Annotated in this window: 18 protein-coding genes; 6 read left to right on the top strand and 12 right to left on the bottom strand. The window is 72.0% G+C overall.

The features are described 5' to 3' along the window. Positions 1-128 precede the first annotated feature (128 nt). The gene (locus ACGFYY_RS37925; protein WP_393716639.1) at positions 129-701 is read right to left on the bottom strand and encodes a helix-turn-helix domain-containing protein; all 573 of its coding nucleotides are present in this window, start codon (positions 699-701) and stop codon (positions 129-131) included. Positions 702-868: 167 nt separating this feature from the next. Here ACGFYY_RS37925 and ACGFYY_RS37920 point away from each other — a divergent pair, with 167 nt between their 5' ends. Together ACGFYY_RS37920 and ACGFYY_RS37915 are read left to right on the top strand one after the other, a co-directional pair. After that, positions 869-1666, top strand: coding sequence for a hypothetical protein (locus tag ACGFYY_RS37920; RefSeq protein WP_393716637.1), 798 nt, complete (start codon positions 869-871; stop codon positions 1664-1666). Positions 1667-1795: 129 nt separating this feature from the next. Then, complete coding sequence (locus tag ACGFYY_RS37915) at positions 1796-2218, top strand: hypothetical protein (RefSeq protein WP_393716635.1); 423 nt, start codon at positions 1796-1798, stop codon at positions 2216-2218. 255 nt (positions 2219-2473) lie between these two features. On the opposite strand, the gene ACGFYY_RS37910 is transcribed toward ACGFYY_RS37915, so the two are convergent. The 6 genes from ACGFYY_RS37910 to ACGFYY_RS37885 all read right to left on the bottom strand — a co-directional run bounded on the left by ACGFYY_RS37910 (position 2474) and on the right by ACGFYY_RS37885 (position 9685). Further along, positions 2474-3568 carry a hypothetical protein gene (locus ACGFYY_RS37910; RefSeq protein WP_393716633.1) on the bottom strand — a complete coding sequence of 365 codons (1095 nt, stop codon included), beginning with the start codon at positions 3566-3568 and terminating at the stop codon, positions 2474-2476. A gap of 58 nt (positions 3569-3626) precedes the next feature. Continuing rightward, a complete protein-coding gene (locus ACGFYY_RS37905) occupies positions 3627-3923 on the bottom strand; it encodes a hypothetical protein (protein WP_364859500.1) in 297 nt (98 codons plus the stop codon). A gap of 172 nt (positions 3924-4095) precedes the next feature. Continuing rightward, on the bottom strand, positions 4096-6204 hold the full coding sequence (locus tag ACGFYY_RS37900; protein ID WP_393716631.1) for a hypothetical protein: 2109 nt from the start codon (positions 6202-6204) through the stop codon (positions 4096-4098). Positions 6205-6223: 19 nt separating this feature from the next. After that, the gene (locus ACGFYY_RS37895; protein WP_364859495.1) at positions 6224-6724 is read right to left on the bottom strand and encodes a hypothetical protein; all 501 of its coding nucleotides are present in this window, start codon (positions 6722-6724) and stop codon (positions 6224-6226) included. Between the two features lie 4 nt (positions 6725-6728). Then, positions 6729-7433: a hypothetical protein gene (locus tag ACGFYY_RS37890; protein ID WP_393716629.1), complete on the bottom strand. Its 705-nt coding sequence runs from the start codon at positions 7431-7433 to the stop codon at positions 6729-6731. Positions 7434-7588: 155 nt separating this feature from the next. Further along, on the bottom strand, positions 7589-9685 hold the full coding sequence (locus ACGFYY_RS37885) for an ATP-binding protein (RefSeq protein WP_393716627.1): 2097 nt from the start codon (positions 9683-9685) through the stop codon (positions 7589-7591). 453 nt (positions 9686-10138) lie between these two features. Here ACGFYY_RS37885 and ACGFYY_RS37880 point away from each other — a divergent pair, with 453 nt between their 5' ends. Beyond that, positions 10139-10453 (top strand): hypothetical protein, encoded by a 315-nt coding sequence (locus ACGFYY_RS37880; protein ID WP_393716625.1) that lies wholly within the window; start codon positions 10139-10141, stop codon positions 10451-10453. 98 nt (positions 10454-10551) lie between these two features. On the opposite strand, the gene ACGFYY_RS37875 is transcribed toward ACGFYY_RS37880, so the two are convergent. The 3 genes from ACGFYY_RS37875 to ACGFYY_RS37865 all read right to left on the bottom strand — a co-directional run bounded on the left by ACGFYY_RS37875 (position 10552) and on the right by ACGFYY_RS37865 (position 13520). Next, the gene (locus tag ACGFYY_RS37875; protein WP_393716623.1) at positions 10552-11589 is read right to left on the bottom strand and encodes a hypothetical protein; all 1038 of its coding nucleotides are present in this window, start codon (positions 11587-11589) and stop codon (positions 10552-10554) included. Beyond that, positions 11586-12224 (bottom strand): plasmid partition protein, encoded by a 639-nt coding sequence (locus ACGFYY_RS37870; RefSeq protein ID WP_393716622.1) that lies wholly within the window; start codon positions 12222-12224, stop codon positions 11586-11588. The genes ACGFYY_RS37875 and ACGFYY_RS37870 overlap by 4 nt, the downstream gene beginning before the upstream one ends. Positions 12225-12329: 105 nt before the next feature. Then, on the bottom strand, positions 12330-13520 hold the full coding sequence (locus tag ACGFYY_RS37865; protein ID WP_393716620.1) for a multiprotein-bridging factor 1 family protein: 1191 nt from the start codon (positions 13518-13520) through the stop codon (positions 12330-12332). A gap of 178 nt (positions 13521-13698) precedes the next feature. Here ACGFYY_RS37865 and ACGFYY_RS37860 point away from each other — a divergent pair, with 178 nt between their 5' ends. The 3 genes from ACGFYY_RS37860 to ACGFYY_RS37850 are packed head-to-tail and all read left to right on the top strand — an operon-like array spanning position 13699 to position 15577. Continuing rightward, positions 13699-14082: a hypothetical protein gene (locus ACGFYY_RS37860; protein WP_393716618.1), complete on the top strand. Its 384-nt coding sequence runs from the start codon at positions 13699-13701 to the stop codon at positions 14080-14082. After that, on the top strand, positions 14079-14720 hold the full coding sequence (locus ACGFYY_RS37855) for a hypothetical protein (protein WP_393716616.1): 642 nt from the start codon (positions 14079-14081) through the stop codon (positions 14718-14720). The genes ACGFYY_RS37860 and ACGFYY_RS37855 overlap by 4 nt, the downstream gene beginning before the upstream one ends. Next, complete coding sequence (locus ACGFYY_RS37850) at positions 14717-15577, top strand: hypothetical protein (RefSeq protein ID WP_393716614.1); 861 nt, start codon at positions 14717-14719, stop codon at positions 15575-15577. Before ACGFYY_RS37855 ends, ACGFYY_RS37850 begins: the two co-directional genes overlap by 4 nt. Positions 15578-15780: 203 nt before the next feature. Here the strand turns inward: ACGFYY_RS37850 and ACGFYY_RS37845 are convergent, their stop codons facing one another. Both ACGFYY_RS37845 and ACGFYY_RS37840 read right to left on the bottom strand, forming a co-directional pair. After that, positions 15781-16335 carry a GNAT family N-acetyltransferase gene (locus ACGFYY_RS37845; protein ID WP_393716612.1) on the bottom strand — a complete coding sequence of 185 codons (555 nt, stop codon included), beginning with the start codon at positions 16333-16335 and terminating at the stop codon, positions 15781-15783. Between the two features lie 104 nt (positions 16336-16439). Next, positions 16440-17483 (bottom strand): fatty acid desaturase, encoded by a 1044-nt coding sequence (locus ACGFYY_RS37840; RefSeq protein WP_393716610.1) that lies wholly within the window; start codon positions 17481-17483, stop codon positions 16440-16442. Between the last annotated feature and the right edge of the window lie 244 nt (positions 17484-17727).

The following is a 17727-nucleotide window of genomic DNA, read 5'->3' as shown; positions in this document are numbered from 1 at the left end:
GGGGGTATACCGGCCGCGGGGGTTTGTGCGCGGGGTGTTTGCGGCGGGGGGGGCCCCCGGGCACTTATCACCACCGGGGGGGGGGGCGCCACCCCTACCGGGGGTGGCGCCCGCCGTCGTCTTCCGGGTCAGGTCCGCCCGCCCCACCACCGCCGGCGCGGCAGGGCCGCCTCGGTGGCCGGGGCGGCGGCAGGGGCGGGGGCCGGTTCGGCCTGGGCCTGGCCGGGCACGGCCGGCCGGGCCGCCGACGGAGTGAGGGCGGGCCGCTGCGGGGCGGGGGCCAGGGCGGCTACCGCCCGTTGCAGGTCCTCGACCCGGGCGCCGCGCTCCGCGAGCTGCACGCGCAGGTGCTCGGCCTCGGCCTCCGCGAGCTGTCGTCCGAACCGGGCCTCGGCCAGCGCCAGGGCGTGCTCGGCATGGATCCGGCCGAGTTCGGCACGCAGGGCGGCCGCGTCCTGGCCGTCGCCCTCGGCCGGGGAGGCCGGGGCGGCCGGGGACAACTCGGAGGGCCGGTCCGCCGGCGAGGGGGCGTTGAGCCGGTATCCGGCGGCCAGGAGTGCGTCCACCGGGATCAGCCAACCGCGCTTGGGGTCCTCGACTGATCCGGGTAGGCCACCGGTCTCACGGCGGCGGCGGATGGTGGTGCGGCTGACGCCGCACGCGGCGGCCGCCTCCCGCTGGGTCAGCATCGGGCGCGTCATGTGCACATCCTCTCCGCCCGCCATGCCCCGCCTGCGGCAACCCACCCGCATCTCCTGACGCTAGCTCCCGTCCCTCCGAAAGCCGATCCGGACACCGGAGGACACAATCCAGCCGAACCCCGTAAAGCCACTTGCCATGTAAAACCGTTTTACAGCACTGTGGTTGTGTGAGTACGAGACGAGATGAAGCGATGGCCGCGCTGCGGGAGTGGTCGAAGCCCGGACGGCGGGCCGACCTGCTCGCCGCCGCCTGGCAGGCGGGCGAGACGAACGTCTCCGCGCTCGCCGAGGCCGCCCGCGTCAGCCGGCCGACCGTGTACGCGGATCTGCGATCGAGGGGCATCGACCCCGACCACCGACCGAAGGGCAAGAGCGTGATCACGAATCTGTCCCCGCTCGACATCGAGGGCTTCACCGGTGTCGGAGAGCGGCTCGACGACGAGTTCGACGCGGCACTGCGCCGCTGGGCGGCCGAGCACCCCACCGCCACCCACGAGGAGGGCAAGACCGAGGGCATGCGCTTGGTGGCCCTGATGGACACCACCTTCCGCTACGCCGACGTCCGCGACCGTCTGGCCCGCGAGCAGGTCGCACGCGCCGAGCGCGACCGCCTGCTGCACCAGGTGGAACTTCGCTGGGAGGCACTGAGCACCGCCGCCGCGTGGCTCGCCGCCCACCACGCCTACGTGGTCGCCGTCGACGAGGCCCGCATCGCCATCGACATGTGGACCGAGCGCGCCGAGAGCGCCCGGAAGCGCCCGTTCTTCTGCTCCTCCCCCCGGGACGAAGCCGCCTACCAGCAGATCCAGGAGGCCGGGCACCCCGCCCTGGAGGACGCGATGGCCGACCTCGACCAGGACCCGGGGGTGACCACCTACGCGCTGCGCGCCCACCTCGACCAGGCCCACGAACACCGGCTCCGCCTCGCCGCCCAGACGCTCGAACTCGCGGGGGGCGCCCAGTGAAGCCGCACCTGCACTTCGCTGCGAACGGATCGGTGCTCCTGGACGACGGCAGCGTGCTCAAGGCCTCCGTCATCACCACGAAAGCACCGCACAGCATCTGATCGAACGACCCCGACACAGGAGGAAACCGTGTTCGACCGGTTCGCCATCGATGACGGACGGCACATACCGCAGATCGTCATCGACGAAGACGCATCCACCGCCGCCGGAACAGCCCGCTTCCGCGCCGAGTGCTCCTGCGGCCGGCTGACCCGCGCCGCGGCAGGTACCCGTGACCAGGCAACGGCCGCCCACCTCGCCCACGCCGAATCCCGCCTCGCCGCCGCCCGCGGCCCGGCCCGGCTTCCGCTCGGCACGCGCACCTCCGCCCTGGTCGCGGCCATGCTCGCGATCTGGGCCCTCTGCTACGCCACCGGAGCGACCATCACCGGTCACTACGGCCTCACCGGCACCACCGCGAAGGCCGTGCTCGCAGGGTCCCACCTCGCCGGCCTCGCCCTGGGATTCGGCCTCATGGTCGCCGCCCGGCGCTTCATCGCCCCTACGCGCTGACCCGCGTACGACCCGCACAAGGCGAGGCCCGCAGCGCTCGAATCGCTGCGGGCCTCCCCGCTGTTCTACCCCACCAGCCGGCCTCCCCCTGGGCAGGGGAGCAGGCCGGTGCCCCCATGACCGCCTGGGATCCACAGGCTGGACCCCCTTGACCGTCAAGCCAACCTGCTGATGGTCAAGCGGGTCCAGCCTGCGATCACCGGAAAGAACTGGGGATCTTCCTGTGCCCTGCTGCCAGCCCGGCACGCGGCCCTGCTACTTGTCCTTGGGCTTGCGCTGGGAGTGGGCGGCGATGCCTCCGGCGACGTTGTTCGGCGCCTTCTGGGTGCCGATGCTGCTGGACCCGCCCCTTGAGGTCCCGCGGTCGCCGTGGGCGCTGATGCCGCGCATCACCCCGGTGGCGGCGGAACCGGTGCCGGTCACCGCGCGCGCGGCGCCCCCGGTGGCCTTGGCGGCCGTACGGGCGACCTTCACCGCGTCGCCGAGGGCCGGCACCTTCCACACCAGGTAGACGGCGACGCCGAGCGCGACGAGGGTGATGGCCAGGCCGGTGACGACCTTGTTCGTGTCAGGGCTGGTCTGAAGCGCGGCGGCGAGGCCGATCACGATCACGATGACCGGCTCGACCGCGATGAGCGCGAGCATGACGCCGGCCCACCGGCGGGTGTGGCCCCACCAGTCCTTGTCGACCAGGCCCGCATAGACGACGACGGAGAACAGCGCGCCGACGTACAGGGCGAGCGCCCGGATGACCAGGAGCAGCCACAGCGCCCCGCACAGGGCGATGGTGGCGAGGGAGACGATGAGCAGGATCAGCGGTCCGCCGCCGACCTTGCCGGCCTCGAGGTCGGCGCCGAGGCTGTCGAACAGTCCGTTGGGGTTGCTGCCCAGGGCGCTGACGAGGACGTCGGTCACCGCGGAGGCCGCGCCGATGACGGTGTAGAGGACCAGCGGCGTGAAGGCGGAGGCGGCAACCGCGATCCACAGCAGGCCGATCGCCTCGGACATCGCGGTCGTCATCGGCACGCCGCGGATCGCGCGTTTGGCGACGGCGAGCAGCCAGAGCACCAGGACCAGGATCGTGGAGGCCGCGAACACGATGGCGTACTGCTGGAGGAAGGACTTGTTCGTCAGGTCGACGGCGTCGCGGTTGCCGATGAGCGCGCCGAGCTGCTGGGAGCACCAGTGCGCGGCCTTGGCGGTGGACTGGGCCAGCGCGGTCAGCGGGTCGAGGGCTGCGACGGGGTCGGTGGGGGAGACGGGGAGTGCCCCCCCGGTACCCGCGCCTCCGGGCTTGCAGACGTCCTGGACCGGTCCCGCGAGGCTGTCGCACGGGTCGTCGTACAGCATCAGGCCCCCGCGGCGGTGTGGGTGGTGGACATCAGGGTTCCCCCTCGGATGGTGACGGTCAGTGAAGGCTGCGGCGGGCGTTGCGGAGGTTGGTGGCGGCGGTGGTGGCGGCCTGGCCGGCCAGGTGGAGGGCGGTCGCGCTCCGTTGTGTGCTCGGGTCGTGCGGGTCGAGGGCGGCGGCCATCTGCTGGAGGGCGGTGGCCATCGCGTCGGCGGCGCGGGTCAGGTCGTCGGCGGCCTGGCGGACGTTGTGCGGGTGGCCCCACTCGGCACGGCCGGCGCGGACGTCGCGCACGAGGCGGTCGAGGGCGTCGGCCGCGCTCCGGGCGTACTGTGCTGGATTATGCGGGCTCATAGGGGCTCCGGCCGGGGGGTCGAGATCGGCTTACTTGACTTGTCATCGCAGGTCAGAACTTGTTTTTGCGGCTTACTGCGGCGAGTAGGCCGTAGGCCGCTGCAACATCGATTCTGGTCGCCAGCAGGCCGGGTAGTAGGCCATAGCAAGACTCTGACAGGTCATTGGTAAGTCACGACAGGGCGTCTCGGATGTCCGCCAGGCGGTAGCCGCTGGGTTGTCCGGGCACCCCCTTGAGGCGCCCGGACGGGATGGTCAGCCCTGCTGCCTTCAGGTCGGCTTTGATCTTGCGGCCCACCATGGCGAGACGTTGACGTTCCGTCTGTCCGCTCTGCTGTCCCCAGGCCTGCGGGTCGAGGGTTTCCAGGTGCGCCGCGAGCTGCGCGATGGTCAGCGTCTCGGGATTACTGTGCGTGGCGAACGCGGCGAGGAGATGCTGGATGATCGGAGCGTGGGGCGCCGTCGGCTTTGGCGGTGCGGCCGGGGTGGGGGCGGGGGCGGGGTCCAGAGTCGGCAGGCCGGCGGCGATGCGCTCCTTGACTCGGCGGTCGGCCTCGGCCGGGTCCAGCGGGGTGACGTAGCGCAGGATCGGATCGCGGTGAAAGGGCGTGATGCAGTAGTAGCGGCCCGCGTCGGCGGGTGCCCCCTTTACGGCGGAGGGCACGAGCCGGTGGGGTAGCCAGCCCTGAGTGACCGCGTTGGCGAGGCCGACCACCACGGGCACGTCGTGAACCCGGCAGGGCAGCATGATCCGAATGTTGAAGGCGTCCGCCACGGCGTCGCTGAGGACGTCACTGGTGGCGTCTTGCGTGCACAGCACGAGGGTGATGAGTGCCTCTCGGCCGAGGCGCAGCAGGTCGATGGCGAGGGCCTTGCCTGCCTTGGACAGCTTGGGGAACTCGTCGAGGAAGACCAGAACGGCGGGGCCCTGGGGGGTGGCCTCCCAGATGTCCTGGGTGGGCGGCATGGAGGCGATGCGCTGCTGGGCGCGATCGAGGAGCGACTGCAGGACGGTCTCGGCGTCTTCGGGGGTGCGCGCCTTCATGGCGGCTGCCGGGGCCAGCGTCTTGGTGCCGCGTTTGGCGGGGTCGATGTCCACGATGACGGCGTCTCGGCAGGCCGTGGCGTATTCGGCGATGGCCTGGACCATGGAGGTCTTGCCGCCGCCGGTGTTGGCGACGATGAGCACGTGCTGGCCGGCCAGGGTGACGAGGGTGGGTTCGCCGTCCAGGGACGTGCCGATGCTGACGGGGTCGTTGATCGAGCAGGACAGTGGCGGGCGGTCGGGGTAGGGCGCGGGGTTGGCGAAGGGGTCCCGGGTGAGGACCTGGAGACTGATGAGGGCCGCGTCCTCGGGGTCGGCGGCCCGGGCCAGAACACGGGAGGCGCCTACCCGCAGGGTGGTGGCGAGCGGCCCGAGGCCGCTGAAGAACTGGGCGGCCGTGCCGGATTCCAGGACCAGGGGGACCTTCCAGCCGTAGGCCGTGGGTTCCGGTACGAGTACCTCGGAGACTGCGGCCTTCTCCTTCTTCAGCGCGCGATAGACGGACTCGCGGGCTGCTCGGGGGTCGGCGCCGGCGTCCCGGATGGGGAACGGCTGCGGCTCTGCCTGGGCTTCGGCGAGCTGGGTGTGGGCGGGCGCATGGGGCGGGACGAACAGCAGCCGCGGTACGGGGGGCTGGCGGTGGGTGGGGTTGCGGGACGCTGCGGCCGCCATGACGGTGAGGACCAGGGCGACGGCGGCCGCCGTGCCGAGGGCGGCAAGAACCGACGTCCACCACAGAAGCGCCCACACCGCCGCGAGCGCGAGCACGGTGACGGATGCCTTGACGTGGCGTCGGGAGCGGACCTGGCCCCGGCCGTTGGCCAGCATCTGGGGAGTCACCTCCAGGTGGCGGAACTCCTCCTTGTTCATGCGCATGCGGACACCGGTCAACTGCATGATCCGGTAGGTGACCGTCCCGGAGGCGCCGCCGTACCCGCCGTAACCGCCATATCCGCCGTACCCGCCGCGGCGTTGCCGTTGGCGCTGCTGGTTCATCTGCATCATCTGGGCCTGGCGTGCCTGCTTCTGCTGCTGCTGGAGCAGGCTGATGTCCTGCTGGACCTCCGCCTTGTGGCGCTGCTTATGCTGCTGCCACATGCGGAACTGATCATTGAGGACGTGGTGGGCGATGTGGGTGTCGCTCAGGTCCTCTGTCCTCCACCACCGCCCGTACTCCGCACGCAGATGCGCGAACCCCGCGCCCAGGCCACCGCCGGTCTTGCCCGCTCTCGCCACAGCTCTCGTTCTCCCGCGCTCAGATGGTGGAGACCAGCAGGTCGCCGACCGTGTTGCCGCTGGTACGGATAAGACCCATCGCCATGCCGATCAGACCGGCCGAGGCGCCGAGCCACACGCCGACCAGCGCGCCGCGCAGCAGTGGGGACCGCAGGTCGTAGCGGCCGGACTTGATCAGGCCCAGGTAGAGGGCGAGCAGGCACAGACCGGCGATCGCGCCGCCCACGCCGACCTTCTCGCCGCCGGTGGTCGGCTGGTGCTTCCCGGCCGAAGCGACCGCGCCGACCGCACCGTCCAGAGCGTAGGTACCCACCCCGTCGCCCAGGGCCGCGGCGGTGCCGCCCATAACGCCGAGGATGCCCCCGCCCAGCAGCAGGAGCGCGGCGATCGCCACGCCGGCGAAGAAGTGCATGGGAGGTGTCGGGTCCCCGCCCTTCCATCGGCCGATTTGGTAGAAGAGGAACACCAGGCCGAGCGCGACCGCGCCGATTCCGCCGGCCGCAGCCCCCACGTCGTTCATGTTCTTACGCTCCAGTCAGCCAGTTGATGGCCGCGCGGCCTGCCAGGCGCAGCACGGCGATGACGAACGACCACGCGGCGACCGCGACGAGCAGGCGCAGCAGGTAGCCGATGTAGGGGGCTTTCCAGGCCCGCACGATCAGGGTGGTCAGGCCTCGCAGGATCGAGGCGGCCAGGTCGGCGAAGATCTGCCCGATGGGCAGGACCATCACGGCCAGGCCGAGGAGGAAGACCAGCAGCAGCCAGCCCAGGGGAGCGAATATCCCGTCCTCGGTGACCGAGCGGGTCATCGCGTCGACAGCGCTCTGCCCGCGCCAGGTCACCAGCAGGGCGATCAGCACCGCCGGGATGTTGTACTTCAGGCCCAGCCAGGCCAGGTCGAGCCCCCGCCAGCCCTGTTCGGCCGGGGTCAGGGGCGGGCCCGCCGGGGCCGGCAGGTGGGCGGCGACCGCCTCGCCGATCTGCGCCCCGATCTCCCACGCGGCCTCGCGTGCTTCCTGGCCCTCGTTCGCCCAGGTGTCCTGCCACTCCTGGCGGACGTCCGGGTAGCGCCACCAGTCGGTGTCGGCCGGATCCCCGTCGGGATCGGCCGGCTCAGGTGCCGGCGGGTAGGCGGGGCGCGGCGGGGGGACTTTCGGTGCCGGCGGGTACGGCGCGGATCTGTCCGCCGGATCCCCCAACGGGTCCCAACCGCCTTGGCCGTTTGTCATTCGCCCCCCTGCCCTCGATCACCTGCCGAATCTACGTCTCCTCCGCTGGCGCGACACCGCTCTTGTGCAGGTCAACTGGCCTTCACCGGCCACTGATTTGGCCGCAGACCGGGAGGAACCTGTCCGGATCGGTCGGGTAGATCGGCCGGATGACGTCAGGTCGTGAGGTTGACCAGCAGCGGGGCCGCCCGCTCGCCGCGGACCGAGTCGAGGGACAGCACCGCGTGCCCGGGCGGGACGGCGTGGGCGAGGTCGGAGGCCGACCACCGCTCGCGCTCCACCTGCCGCACGGTCACCGCGTCGGTGGTCACCGCCTTGCCGGTCACCAGCTTGCGGAAGGAGTGGATGGCGCGGGTCAGCGGCTGGTCCGCGAACACGGTCCGGTGCGTGACGTCGCGGGTCTCCACCCACTCGGTGCCCCAGGCCTCGGCGAACCGCTTCCCGTCCCAGGTCGTCACCCCGGCGAACGCCACCCGGCAGCCGACCGCCCCCAGCAGCGGTGTCCGCAGCTCCTCGGGCACCTCGTCCAGGCTGCGCAGCGCCAGGAGCACGCCGGCGTTCGCCGAGCGCAGCCGCTGGACTCCGCGCAGCGTGCCGGCCGTGAGCGTGTGCGCGGCGTCGTCGAGGGCGAGGAACGTGAACAGCGAGCGGTCTGCCCGGGCCGCGGCGGCGGCGTTGAATTGGGCGAGCAGGAGCCGGGCCAGGATCCGGGACGCGTCCGCGTGACCGCGCTCGGGCAGGTCGATCCGTACGCGCAGCGGATGTTCCAGGGCGGCCATCGAGAACGGACGGCTCTGCCCGCTGGTGTCGAAGAAGCCCGCGAACACCGGCCGGTCCAGCAGCGCGACCCGGTCGGCGAGGACGTGCCCGGGGTCGGCGGGAGTGCCGTGCTGGCGCACCCGCGCGTCCAGCTCGCGCAGCATCGTCTGCTGCCCGGCGTCCTCCAGCGTCTGGCGGAGCGCGTCGACGGCCGGCTTGAGCTGGTCGAGGAGCTCCCGCAGTTCGGGCACGGAAGGGAAGCGGCCGTACGCGGTGTGGAACGGCCCGAGCAGCTGGCCGAGGGCGGTCGCGGCCCGGCGCACGTCCATGCCGGGGATGTTGCCGACGAAGGCCTCCGCGAGCAGGACGGCGGCCTCGTCCGCGTCCGTGGCCCCGCCGTACAGGTCGAGGTCGTAGACGGACGACGGATCGCCGATCCGCACGACGACGTCGAACGCGGCATCCGGCCCGAGCTGGACCCCGGCTGCGGCCACCGCGATGACCGCGGCCTGCCCCGCCAGAGACTGCAGAGCCAGCGACTCCACCACCGGCCGCACCAGGCGGCCGGTCTTCCCTGCTCCCGATGGGCCGACCGCGAGCAGCGAGGTACCGAGCACTGCGGGGTCGAGGGCGAACCCCGTGCCGCGCCGGGCGTAGGGGGTGCGCGCCCCGGGATCGACGGTACCGAGAAGCACTTGGCGCATCAGCAGGTCGTGCCGGGCCGCCCGCACGGGCAGGTCCCGCGCGCCCGACGGATGCAGACAGGCCCCGGCACCCTTGTCCCGTACGGACGTCTCGAAGGGCCGCAGTCGTGCCGTGTCGGCGCGCACACTCTCCCAGGCCCGGTTGATCCGGACGTAGTCCACGTCGTTGATCCGTCCGGCCTCTGCCTCGCGCGTCAGGATCTCGGCCGCCTCTGCGAGGCCGGCGGCCCGCAACTGCGGCCAGCCTGTCAGGTCCTCTCCTTCCGCGGCCGCTGCGGGGACGGCTGCCGTCGTTCCGGTCGCCGGGCGTCGCACGAGCCGGCGCAGCAGTTCGGGCCACCGCCCGAGCCGGCCGAAACCCACGATGAGCGTTCCGGCGACGATGGCGTACCAGACCCACCCGGCCACGACGAACGACGTCGTGCCGCGCCAGGAGTCGGGCGTGAACATCAGCAGCGGCCAGATCCAGAACGAGCCCAGGTAGCCGTTCCACAACAGGGACCACAGCATCAGGCCGGCCAGCAGCGACAGCGCGGCACCGCTGAGCAGCTGGCGGGTGGGGGTCACCTCGGGCTCCTCGGCCGCGCGGGGCACGTGCCCGTACCGCCATACCCCCACCTCGGCGTCGGGCCGGGAAACCCGCAGCCACTCGGCCAGCGTGGGCCCCGTGCTCGGAGCACGGGACGGCGCAGGAATGAACCCCGTACGTGGCGGTGAAGCCGGCATGGGCGGCGGGACCGCCGGACGCGGGACCTGATGCGAAGTGTCGTGAATACCGTCGGCGTCCATAGCCCCCCTGCCCGTTGCTGTGCAGTCGCTCAATGTAGTGGCCCCCTGACCCCGCCTCACGTCGGCGGACAGGACCGGTGTCAGCTGGCCGAGGGGGCCGTGCCGAGGCCAAGGGGGCGTCGGCCCTCAGCGGCCGGATGCCCGCCGGCCGGCTCCTGGGCGGGCGGGGCCGCGGCACAGCCCTCGGCGGCAAGGCGGGCTCGGCGCACGCCCGAGGGCTGCGCCACGGCAGTAGCGGGGCGGGGGCCGGTACCCAGCGGGCGACGCTCGATCATCCGCCCAGTCTCCCGCCCTCGCGGTTCCCCGTGCAGACCGGGGCGCACTTCGCCCGACGGCACGTCAGGGTCTCAACCTGCGAACCGGTCAAGGGAGTTTCACGAAGAGCACCCAGGCGCTGTGAGGCGGTCCGTACCGTCCGGGATACGAGGCTGCGTGCGAACGAAGGAGAACACGGTGTCGGATGTCTGGCTGCTCCACGAGTACGCGGGCGAGATGGAACTGTTCCGTGCCGACGCGATCGAGCACCTGAAGTCGGATGGCCAGCAGGTCGTGGCCCGCAGGGTGGGCGGGGACAACTACACGACGATCCTGCACATCAGCAGCCGGAAAGAGCTACCGGACGGCTTCGCCGTCGACCTGCTCAGGACCATCGGCACGGCACGCAAGGATCACCCCGACGAGGACACGGTCATCGTGATCAGGTACGAGTTCGGGCGGGGCTGGAAGTGCGAGATCCAGGTACTCGCCGAGTACAAGAAGCCGTCCTAGCGGACAGCACGCGTGCGGGGCCGGGAAGAGGCGGGCTGTGGGGGAGTCACCCAAATTTGGGTGACTCCCGTCCGTCGTCCTCGAGGACCGGGTGCGGGCTACCGCTCCTTGAGGATCTCGGCGGCGGCGTCGGCCAGGCCGCGGGCAGTCCTCTCGATCGCTGTGAGCGTCGCCGTGCTCGCGCCCCGCAGGACTCCGGCGTCGGCCAGTCCTGCGGCCAGAACGTCCAGGGCGGTCCAGGCCCGGACGACGCGCTCCTCGCTGCCTCCGTCCCCGTTGGTGGCCGGGGGTGTGACCACGGCTTCATCGTTCAATGTTGAATCACCCAAATTTGGGTGATTCAACATTGAACGATTCTCTTCGGGTCCGCCCCCGGCATCCTCCGCGGCCACTTTCCGGCGCGGCTCGGGCAGCTGCGTGCGGGCGTCGGCCCGGCCGGGCGAGCGCTCGCGGTCCTCGCGCACCTGGGCCAGGGCCTGCCCGGTCAGCGCCGGCGGTGCGGACTTCTCCTTCACCGCGGACCGCGCCTTCTTCACCCACCCGGTCAGGTCGGCCGCGGTGACCCGCGTCCCGTTCTCGGCGGCCCAGCCGCGCAGCTCTACGTACCCGCGGGCGAGCTGCTCCTCTCCGTACGCCCCAACAGCCGGGAGCAGGGCCTGGATGTGGGAAGCGGGCGTCGGCCGGGCCCAGAGCTGAAAGATCGCGCGGGCCAGCTGCCACTGCTGGATCCTGCGGTTGACCTCGGACTCGGACTCGCCGAGGACTTCCTCGCAGTACTCCGGCCACAGCCGGCCGCCGCTCCGGTACAGCCGCCGCGACCTGACCGCGTGCGCGGCCTTGCCCCGCATCCACTCGGCCTGGTCGGCGTAGGCGAAGGCCTGCTCGCAGTTCGCGAGGTCGCCGGTCTCCTCCGGAGTCAGCTCCCCCTCGGCCTCGATCTCCTTCGGCTCGGGGATCAGGTCCGGGGTGAAGGGCTGCGGCCGGTAGGGCGCCGGCTCCGCCATCGCGGCGGGCCGAGCGGGGTTCACCTCGGCGCTGGGGCCGGGAACGGCCGGAGCCACAGTCTCGGCGGCAAGCTTCTCGGCGGCGCGCTCCTCCGCGGCCTGCTTCTCCATGAGCTTGAGGTACTGGCTCACGGCAGCAGCCCCCGCTTCTCCATCTCGGTCACCAGGGCGCCGAAGGCGCTCTTCTTGGCTCCGATGACCGGGAAGTTCATCGACAGCGCGAACGTTTCCGAGCGCGGGATCGTCGTGGTGAACACGTTCCACCCCTTGCCTTCCAGCTGTCCGCGGTAGTGGCCCGTTGACGAGGCGTTGGCGACGGTCCGGTTCAGCAGGACCCATGTCTCCGGCGCCCTGCCGTCGGCACGGAACAGGCTGGACCTGCGGATGATGTCCTTGAACGGGGTTGCCTCTGGCGGCTTGCTCACGCGGAGCCAGTCCGCCTGGGTGGGGGACATGTGCAGGATCACCAGGTCCGCGACGCGCAGCACGCTGTCGGTGATGTGGGGGTGGTTCTCGGCGTGGCCGCAGTCAACGAGGCTGAGCCGGCCCGGAGTCGGGGCGACTTCCTCGTGGAACTGCGCGGTCGCCTTCTTGTGGACCTTGAAGGTGAACGGGGCCTGCACGGACCAGTCCCAGAACTGCATGGAGTGGTCGGCGTCGTACCCCTCGATCTCGTACGCGGCTTCGGATTCCATTAGGGCATGGCTCAGCCACGCCGTGTTGGTTGTCTTGGCCATCGTCCTGGGGGACACGTTCGCGATGAGCATGCAGCCGAGCCTAGGGCCATTGATGAGATCAGCACATCAGCCGCCCCGTACGTGCCGGGTGACCTGCCCCCGTGCGGCCCTGCGAAGGCTCCATCCCGCCAGCCGTCAGACTGGAGCGCCGGTTCGCTGGGCGAAGCGGCGCAGGCCCGGCATGTCGGGGTTGGACGTCAGGAGCTCGGCTGTGATGGCGCGGACCTTGGGGCGGCCGGCTTCTTCGGGGGCGTACTGGGCCAGGACCCGCAGGGTACGGAAAGCCTTCTCCGGTTCGTCCAGGGCCTGCCAGACCCTGGCGACGTCCATGCACATCCGGCCGCGGCGCTCGGCGTTCGGCAGCCGGCGCGGGTCGATCTTCGCGGCATAGGTGAGGGCCTGCTCGTCCTGGCCGAGCGCGTGGTGCACCGAGATGCGGAACACGCGTGTCTGGTCCTCGCCGAACACGCCGGGAATGTAGAGCCTCTGGGCGGCGGTCTCCTTACGCTTGGCAGTCTCCTCGGCCTCGCCGATGAACTCCATGGCCTGCCCCCGCCAGCCGGCCTGGGCGGCGGAGTAGGAAGCGGTCAGCAGGAGCGTGCCGCGCATCGCGAGGTCCTCGGACCGCCGGCTGAGCCGGGCCGCGGCCTGCTGAAGGTGATCGATGGAAGCCTGGTAGTCGCCGCTGCGGCGCATGGCGACGCCCATGGAGTGCGCAGCTTCGCCCATCACCACCGGGTTGCCGGTCAGTTCGGCCTGGGCGCGGGCCCGCTCGGCGGCGACCCAGGCCATGCCCTGGTAGTTCTTGATGGCGAGCTGCGCGAGCAGGACGTACGCGCGGGCCGCGATGTCGTGCGCGTTCGAGGCGAGGGAGCCGGAGATCAGGCCCGGCAGGGTCTGGCCGAGCTCGGCGTACTGCGCCTGGTGGAAGACGGTGCGGGCCGTGGTGAGCGCGGCGGACAGGGACTCGCGGGTGGCGGGGCGAGCGTCTGGGAGACGGAACAGGCTCCGCTCGACAAGATCCTTGGGGTCGGCGGGGGACGCGGCTGCGGGGGTGGGGAGCATGGCGCCGAGGCCTACCCCCAGGCCCAGGCCGAGCATGGTTCGGCGGTGCAGCACGTCATCTCCCTCGCGTCCAACATCGTCAGCGGCCAGGCCCAGCACACCACATAACGCGCCGAGTACGGCGTCGTCCGGGAGGATCCGGTCCGCCTCCACCCTGGAGACCCACGACGCGGAGTAGCCCACCTGCTCGCCCACGGCGCCTTGCGAGAGCCTGCGGCCCGTACGGGCCCGTCTCAGCACGCTCCCCAGCGTTTCGCCCATGCACAGAGTGTGCCGATCCACGCACATCCTGTGCAGCCCTTCGGCCGGACATACCCCGCATGGGTCTGCTGGGAGTTGACTCGATGACAGCCGCCCGGGGATAGCGGACCGCACCCTGGTCCGTCCTGGGGCCCGGGCGGCACCCAAGGACTCACCGACGACCGAGAGGGGCACCGCCATGAGCAACGCCACCGTCGAGCGGACCGAGCTCGCCCGCTTCCTGACCATCGCCGGCCAGCGCCACCGGGCCGGCCAGACGCTTCCCGAGATGTTCTCCGGCGCCATCGACGCGTTCTGGCACGACCAGCTCGACACCCCCGCCTACGACGTGTTCTCCACCGAGCACGCGGGCGCGGTCGCCGGTCACAGCCAGGAGCCCGGGTCCGGCCCGGTCGAGTGGGTGGCCGCGTACGAGGAGGCGTACGGGCCGCTGCCCGCGATCTGGTTCACCGACGAGCGAGGCCGCCTGGACGGCGAAGCCTTCGCCGCGTACCGGGAGACCGGCCGCGTCGAGGCGTCGTGGAACTGCGGACCCGACTTCACCGCGGACACCGCGGAGTGACCAGCACCGCGCCCATCGAGCCCTCGCCCGCCCGGGCGGGGGCTCTGCGCGTCTCCGCCGGCCGCACCACCACCCCTGAGTTCGCCGGCTACGTGGAGGCCACAACCGGGCACTGCCCCTACCTCGGCCCGTCGGTGAACAACGGGCTCACGTACTGGACGACGTACGACATCACACCGGGTGCCGAGCTGTTCGACATCGAGGGCGCCCTGTTCGCTGCTGCGGCTGCCTGCGCCGAGCGGGTGCGGATTCTGTCCAAAGGACAGCGCGGGCATCTGGTGTGCGAGAACCTGGTGGTGCGCGGGGCCTCACGCCGTCACCTGGACTGGCCACACTGGGCCTTGAAGAACCTCTACGGACCCGTCGGGCTGATGTTCGGCAAGTTCTGGGAGGGCGAGGAGGACACCAGCCGCCTCGGCGCAGACCTTCCCGTCCCTCCCGTGACGTTCCTGTCGATCCGGCCCGCCGTGCGCCCCCGCGACCCCCGCTTCCTGCACAACACGCCCGTACTGGCCGACACCATCCGCGAGGCCCAGGACGACGGCCGCAACGTCTTCGACGCCCTGGCCCGCGACTGGCCCACGATCCGCTCCTGGGCCGCCCACCTGCCGAAGCCTTCGAAGGAGAGCACCCCTTGAGCACTCCCTCCCCCATCCCGGCCGCCGCACAGGCCGCCACCGCCGCGCACTGCGGCCGCGACCTGGTCCTCACCGAGGTCACCGACCGGCGCGGCTCCACCGTCTGGAAGGCCGCCGGCCCCAAGGGCACCGCCGCCCTGAAGGTCGGCCGCAGCGAAGGCTTCGACACCACCGCACGCGAGGCCGCCGTGCTCGAGGCCCTGAAGATGGACTACTTCGTGGGCGGCGGCGTCACCCACAGCGCGTCCTGGCTGCTCACCGACTGGCTCGAAGGCCCCTCCACCTGGCAGGTGTTCGCACCCGTACGGGCCGAAGGCACCGATCAGGATCAGGCCCTGGCCGCGGCCGTCGACCTGTGCTCTGCAGTCGCGGACCTCCACGCGGCCGGCTGGGCGCACGCCGACCTCCAGCCCTCCCACGGCATCCACACCCCGGCCGGTACCAGGCTCATCGACCTCGCGTGGGCCTGGCGGCCCGGCTGGAACCAGGGCAGCGAATTCAACGGCGGCATGACGCACCTGCTCTCCCCCGAGCTCGCAGCCGCCGTCACCACGGGGGACAAGCCCGTCGTCGTCACCCCGACAGCCGACGTGTACGCGCTCGCCGGGACCATCTGGACGTGCGCCACGGGCACCTGGCCTCTGGACTACCAGGCTGCCGGGATCCACCCGAAAGCCTGCACCCCCCACGAGCTCCGCCAGCACATCGCCACGGGCCGCATTCCTGTCGCGGCCGACCGGCCGTGGCCCGGACTCCAGAACGTCCTGCTGCCCGCGCTCATGGACGATCCGCTCAACCGGCCCACCTCCAACGAGCTCGCCGACGCGCTGGCCGCAACCACGGCCAGCCATCCATGACCTCTGCCCCGCGACGCACCCAGGACATCCAGCAGAGAGGCGGGGGGGGGGGGGGGGCGGCCCGCGGGGGGGGGGGGGCCCCGGGGGGGGGGGGGGCCCCCCCCCCCCCCCCCCCCCGCGCCGGCCCCCCCCCCCCCCCCCCCCCCCCCCCCCCCCCCCGCGGTGGTGGTCCACATCAGCCCAGAACACGTCACCGAGGGCTGTCACGCGAATAGCGCGGGTGATGGCGCGGAGTCTTTCCAGTGACGGGCGAGGAGTCCGAAGGTGTAGGTGTCGGTCCATTCGCCGCGGATCAGCTCGGCTTCGATGGCATGTCCTTCGAGGCGGAATCCTGTGCGCTCCAGGACGCGGATGGAGGCGGTGTTGCGGGCGTCGCAGTAGGCCGCGAAACGGTGCAGGCCCTGGGCGACGAGATGGCTTATGACGGCCTGGACGGCCTCGGTGGCGTAGCCGTGGCCGTGATGGGCCGGGGCGAGGGTGAAGCCGATGTCGGCCTGCAGCCGGTTCTCGTGGAGGTTGACTCCGAGATCACCGATCAGCCGGCCGTCGGCCTGCAGCTCGATCGCGTACTGAAACCAGCCCGGGTCATCGGGCTGCGCCTCGGCGTATCCGCGGACGGTCTCAGCGGCCTCCTCCAGGGTGAGAGGCGAGGACCAGACCTGGTAGCGGGCTATGTCCGGGTCGGACCGGTAGGCACCGAGGACCGGGGCGTCACCGGGCCGGAAACGTCGAAGCAGCAGGCGCGGAGTCTCGATCATCAAGTCAGCGTGCCACGCGGGTTGAGGGCACGGGACAGGTGCCGTGAACTGCCGCGGCCCCGGCCCCTGGTGTGACGGGGGCCGGGGCCGAAGTGCGGGGCGGGCTATGGGCGGGGCGCAGTCTGGCGGCGGCTGTCCTCGGCCTGGACAGTCAGGGCGCGGTAGTGGCGGCGGGCGACGGAGGCCGGGCTGAGGAACAGGGCGCCAGGGGTGAAGTGGGCCGGGGGGAGGTGGCGTTCGAGGGCCGGCAGGTAGTTCCAGCGCAGGCCCGGGTGCGCGGAGTGTGCGTAGTGGTGGAGGTCGCCGTAAGGGAGCCAGGTGGCGGCGGCGAGCGCGGCCAGGGCGGGGTTGTGCGGGTAGAGGCGCAGGCAGCGGCCGGCTTCGATCTCGGCGGCGGTGCCGGTGCGGTGCTCGGGGTCGAACCACGTGTGCTCCACCAGCAGGCTCCACCACGCCAGCAGGGGGTAGAGCAGCAGGCGCGGGATGAGTACCCCGGCGAGGAGGGCCGCCCATCCGCCGGTCAGGTACGCGGCGCAGAGAACGGCGATCATCGCGGGGGCCTCGGCGTACCGGCCGGACCGCGGGCGCAGGTTGGCGGCGAGGGTGACGGCCGTGGCCCGGGCGCCCCGGGCCGTGAGCGGGAAGAGCAGCGCGGCGGCGAAGCGGCGGCGTGCGACCCCCGGGCCCAGGCCGGCCTGGGCGAGCTCGGCGAGGTTGGGGTCGGAGGCCAGGGTGGCGTTGGGGTGGTGGTCGCGGACGTGGCGGCGTCGCCGTACCTCGACCGGGGCCAAGCCGAGGGGCAGGTGCGCGCCGAGCTCGGCCAGGACGTGGTTGGCGCGCCGGGTTCGGGCCAGCACCCCGTGCACGGCGTGGTGGCTGATCTCCTGAAGGTGGCGGAACTGGACGGCAACACCGGCCGCCGCGACCACGGCGCCCAGCCAGCCGTGCGCGGCGAGCAGCCAGTACCCGGCGATCTGCACCCACTGCCCGGCCAAAAGAGCCGCCGGGGTCCAGTTGTTGGCCCGGGCGCGCTGGACGGCTATGAGCTGCGCCGCGTTCGCGGTACGGGGCCGCCCCAGACCGAAGCGGACCCGGTCCGCCTGGCGCAGCAGGATTCCGGCTGTGATCAGGGATAAAGCGAGCAGCATGCGGCGATCCCATGGTGAACAGGGGCGGGCATCTCCCACCCGACGATCACCCAAAGTACATCTAGTGCACTAGTTGCGGTGGGGTGGGGGCGGAATCAGCGCCCCGGGACGCGAAAGTGGCGGCCCACCGGTCAGGTGGGCCGCCACTTTGGCGGTGGAAGGACTCCTACAAGCTGGTGTACGGTGTGGCGCTGGGGCGCGCGTGCCCGGTTCCGGCGGCGCTCATCGGCCGGGCGGCGGGCTC

This window comes from Streptomyces sp. NPDC048331 (assembly GCF_043201215.1).
In the GTDB taxonomy this organism is placed as follows: Bacteria; Actinomycetota; Actinomycetes; order Streptomycetales; family Streptomycetaceae; genus Streptomyces.
The sequence above is the reverse complement of the archived record's forward strand: the minus strand, read 5'-3'. Positions and strand labels throughout refer to the sequence as shown.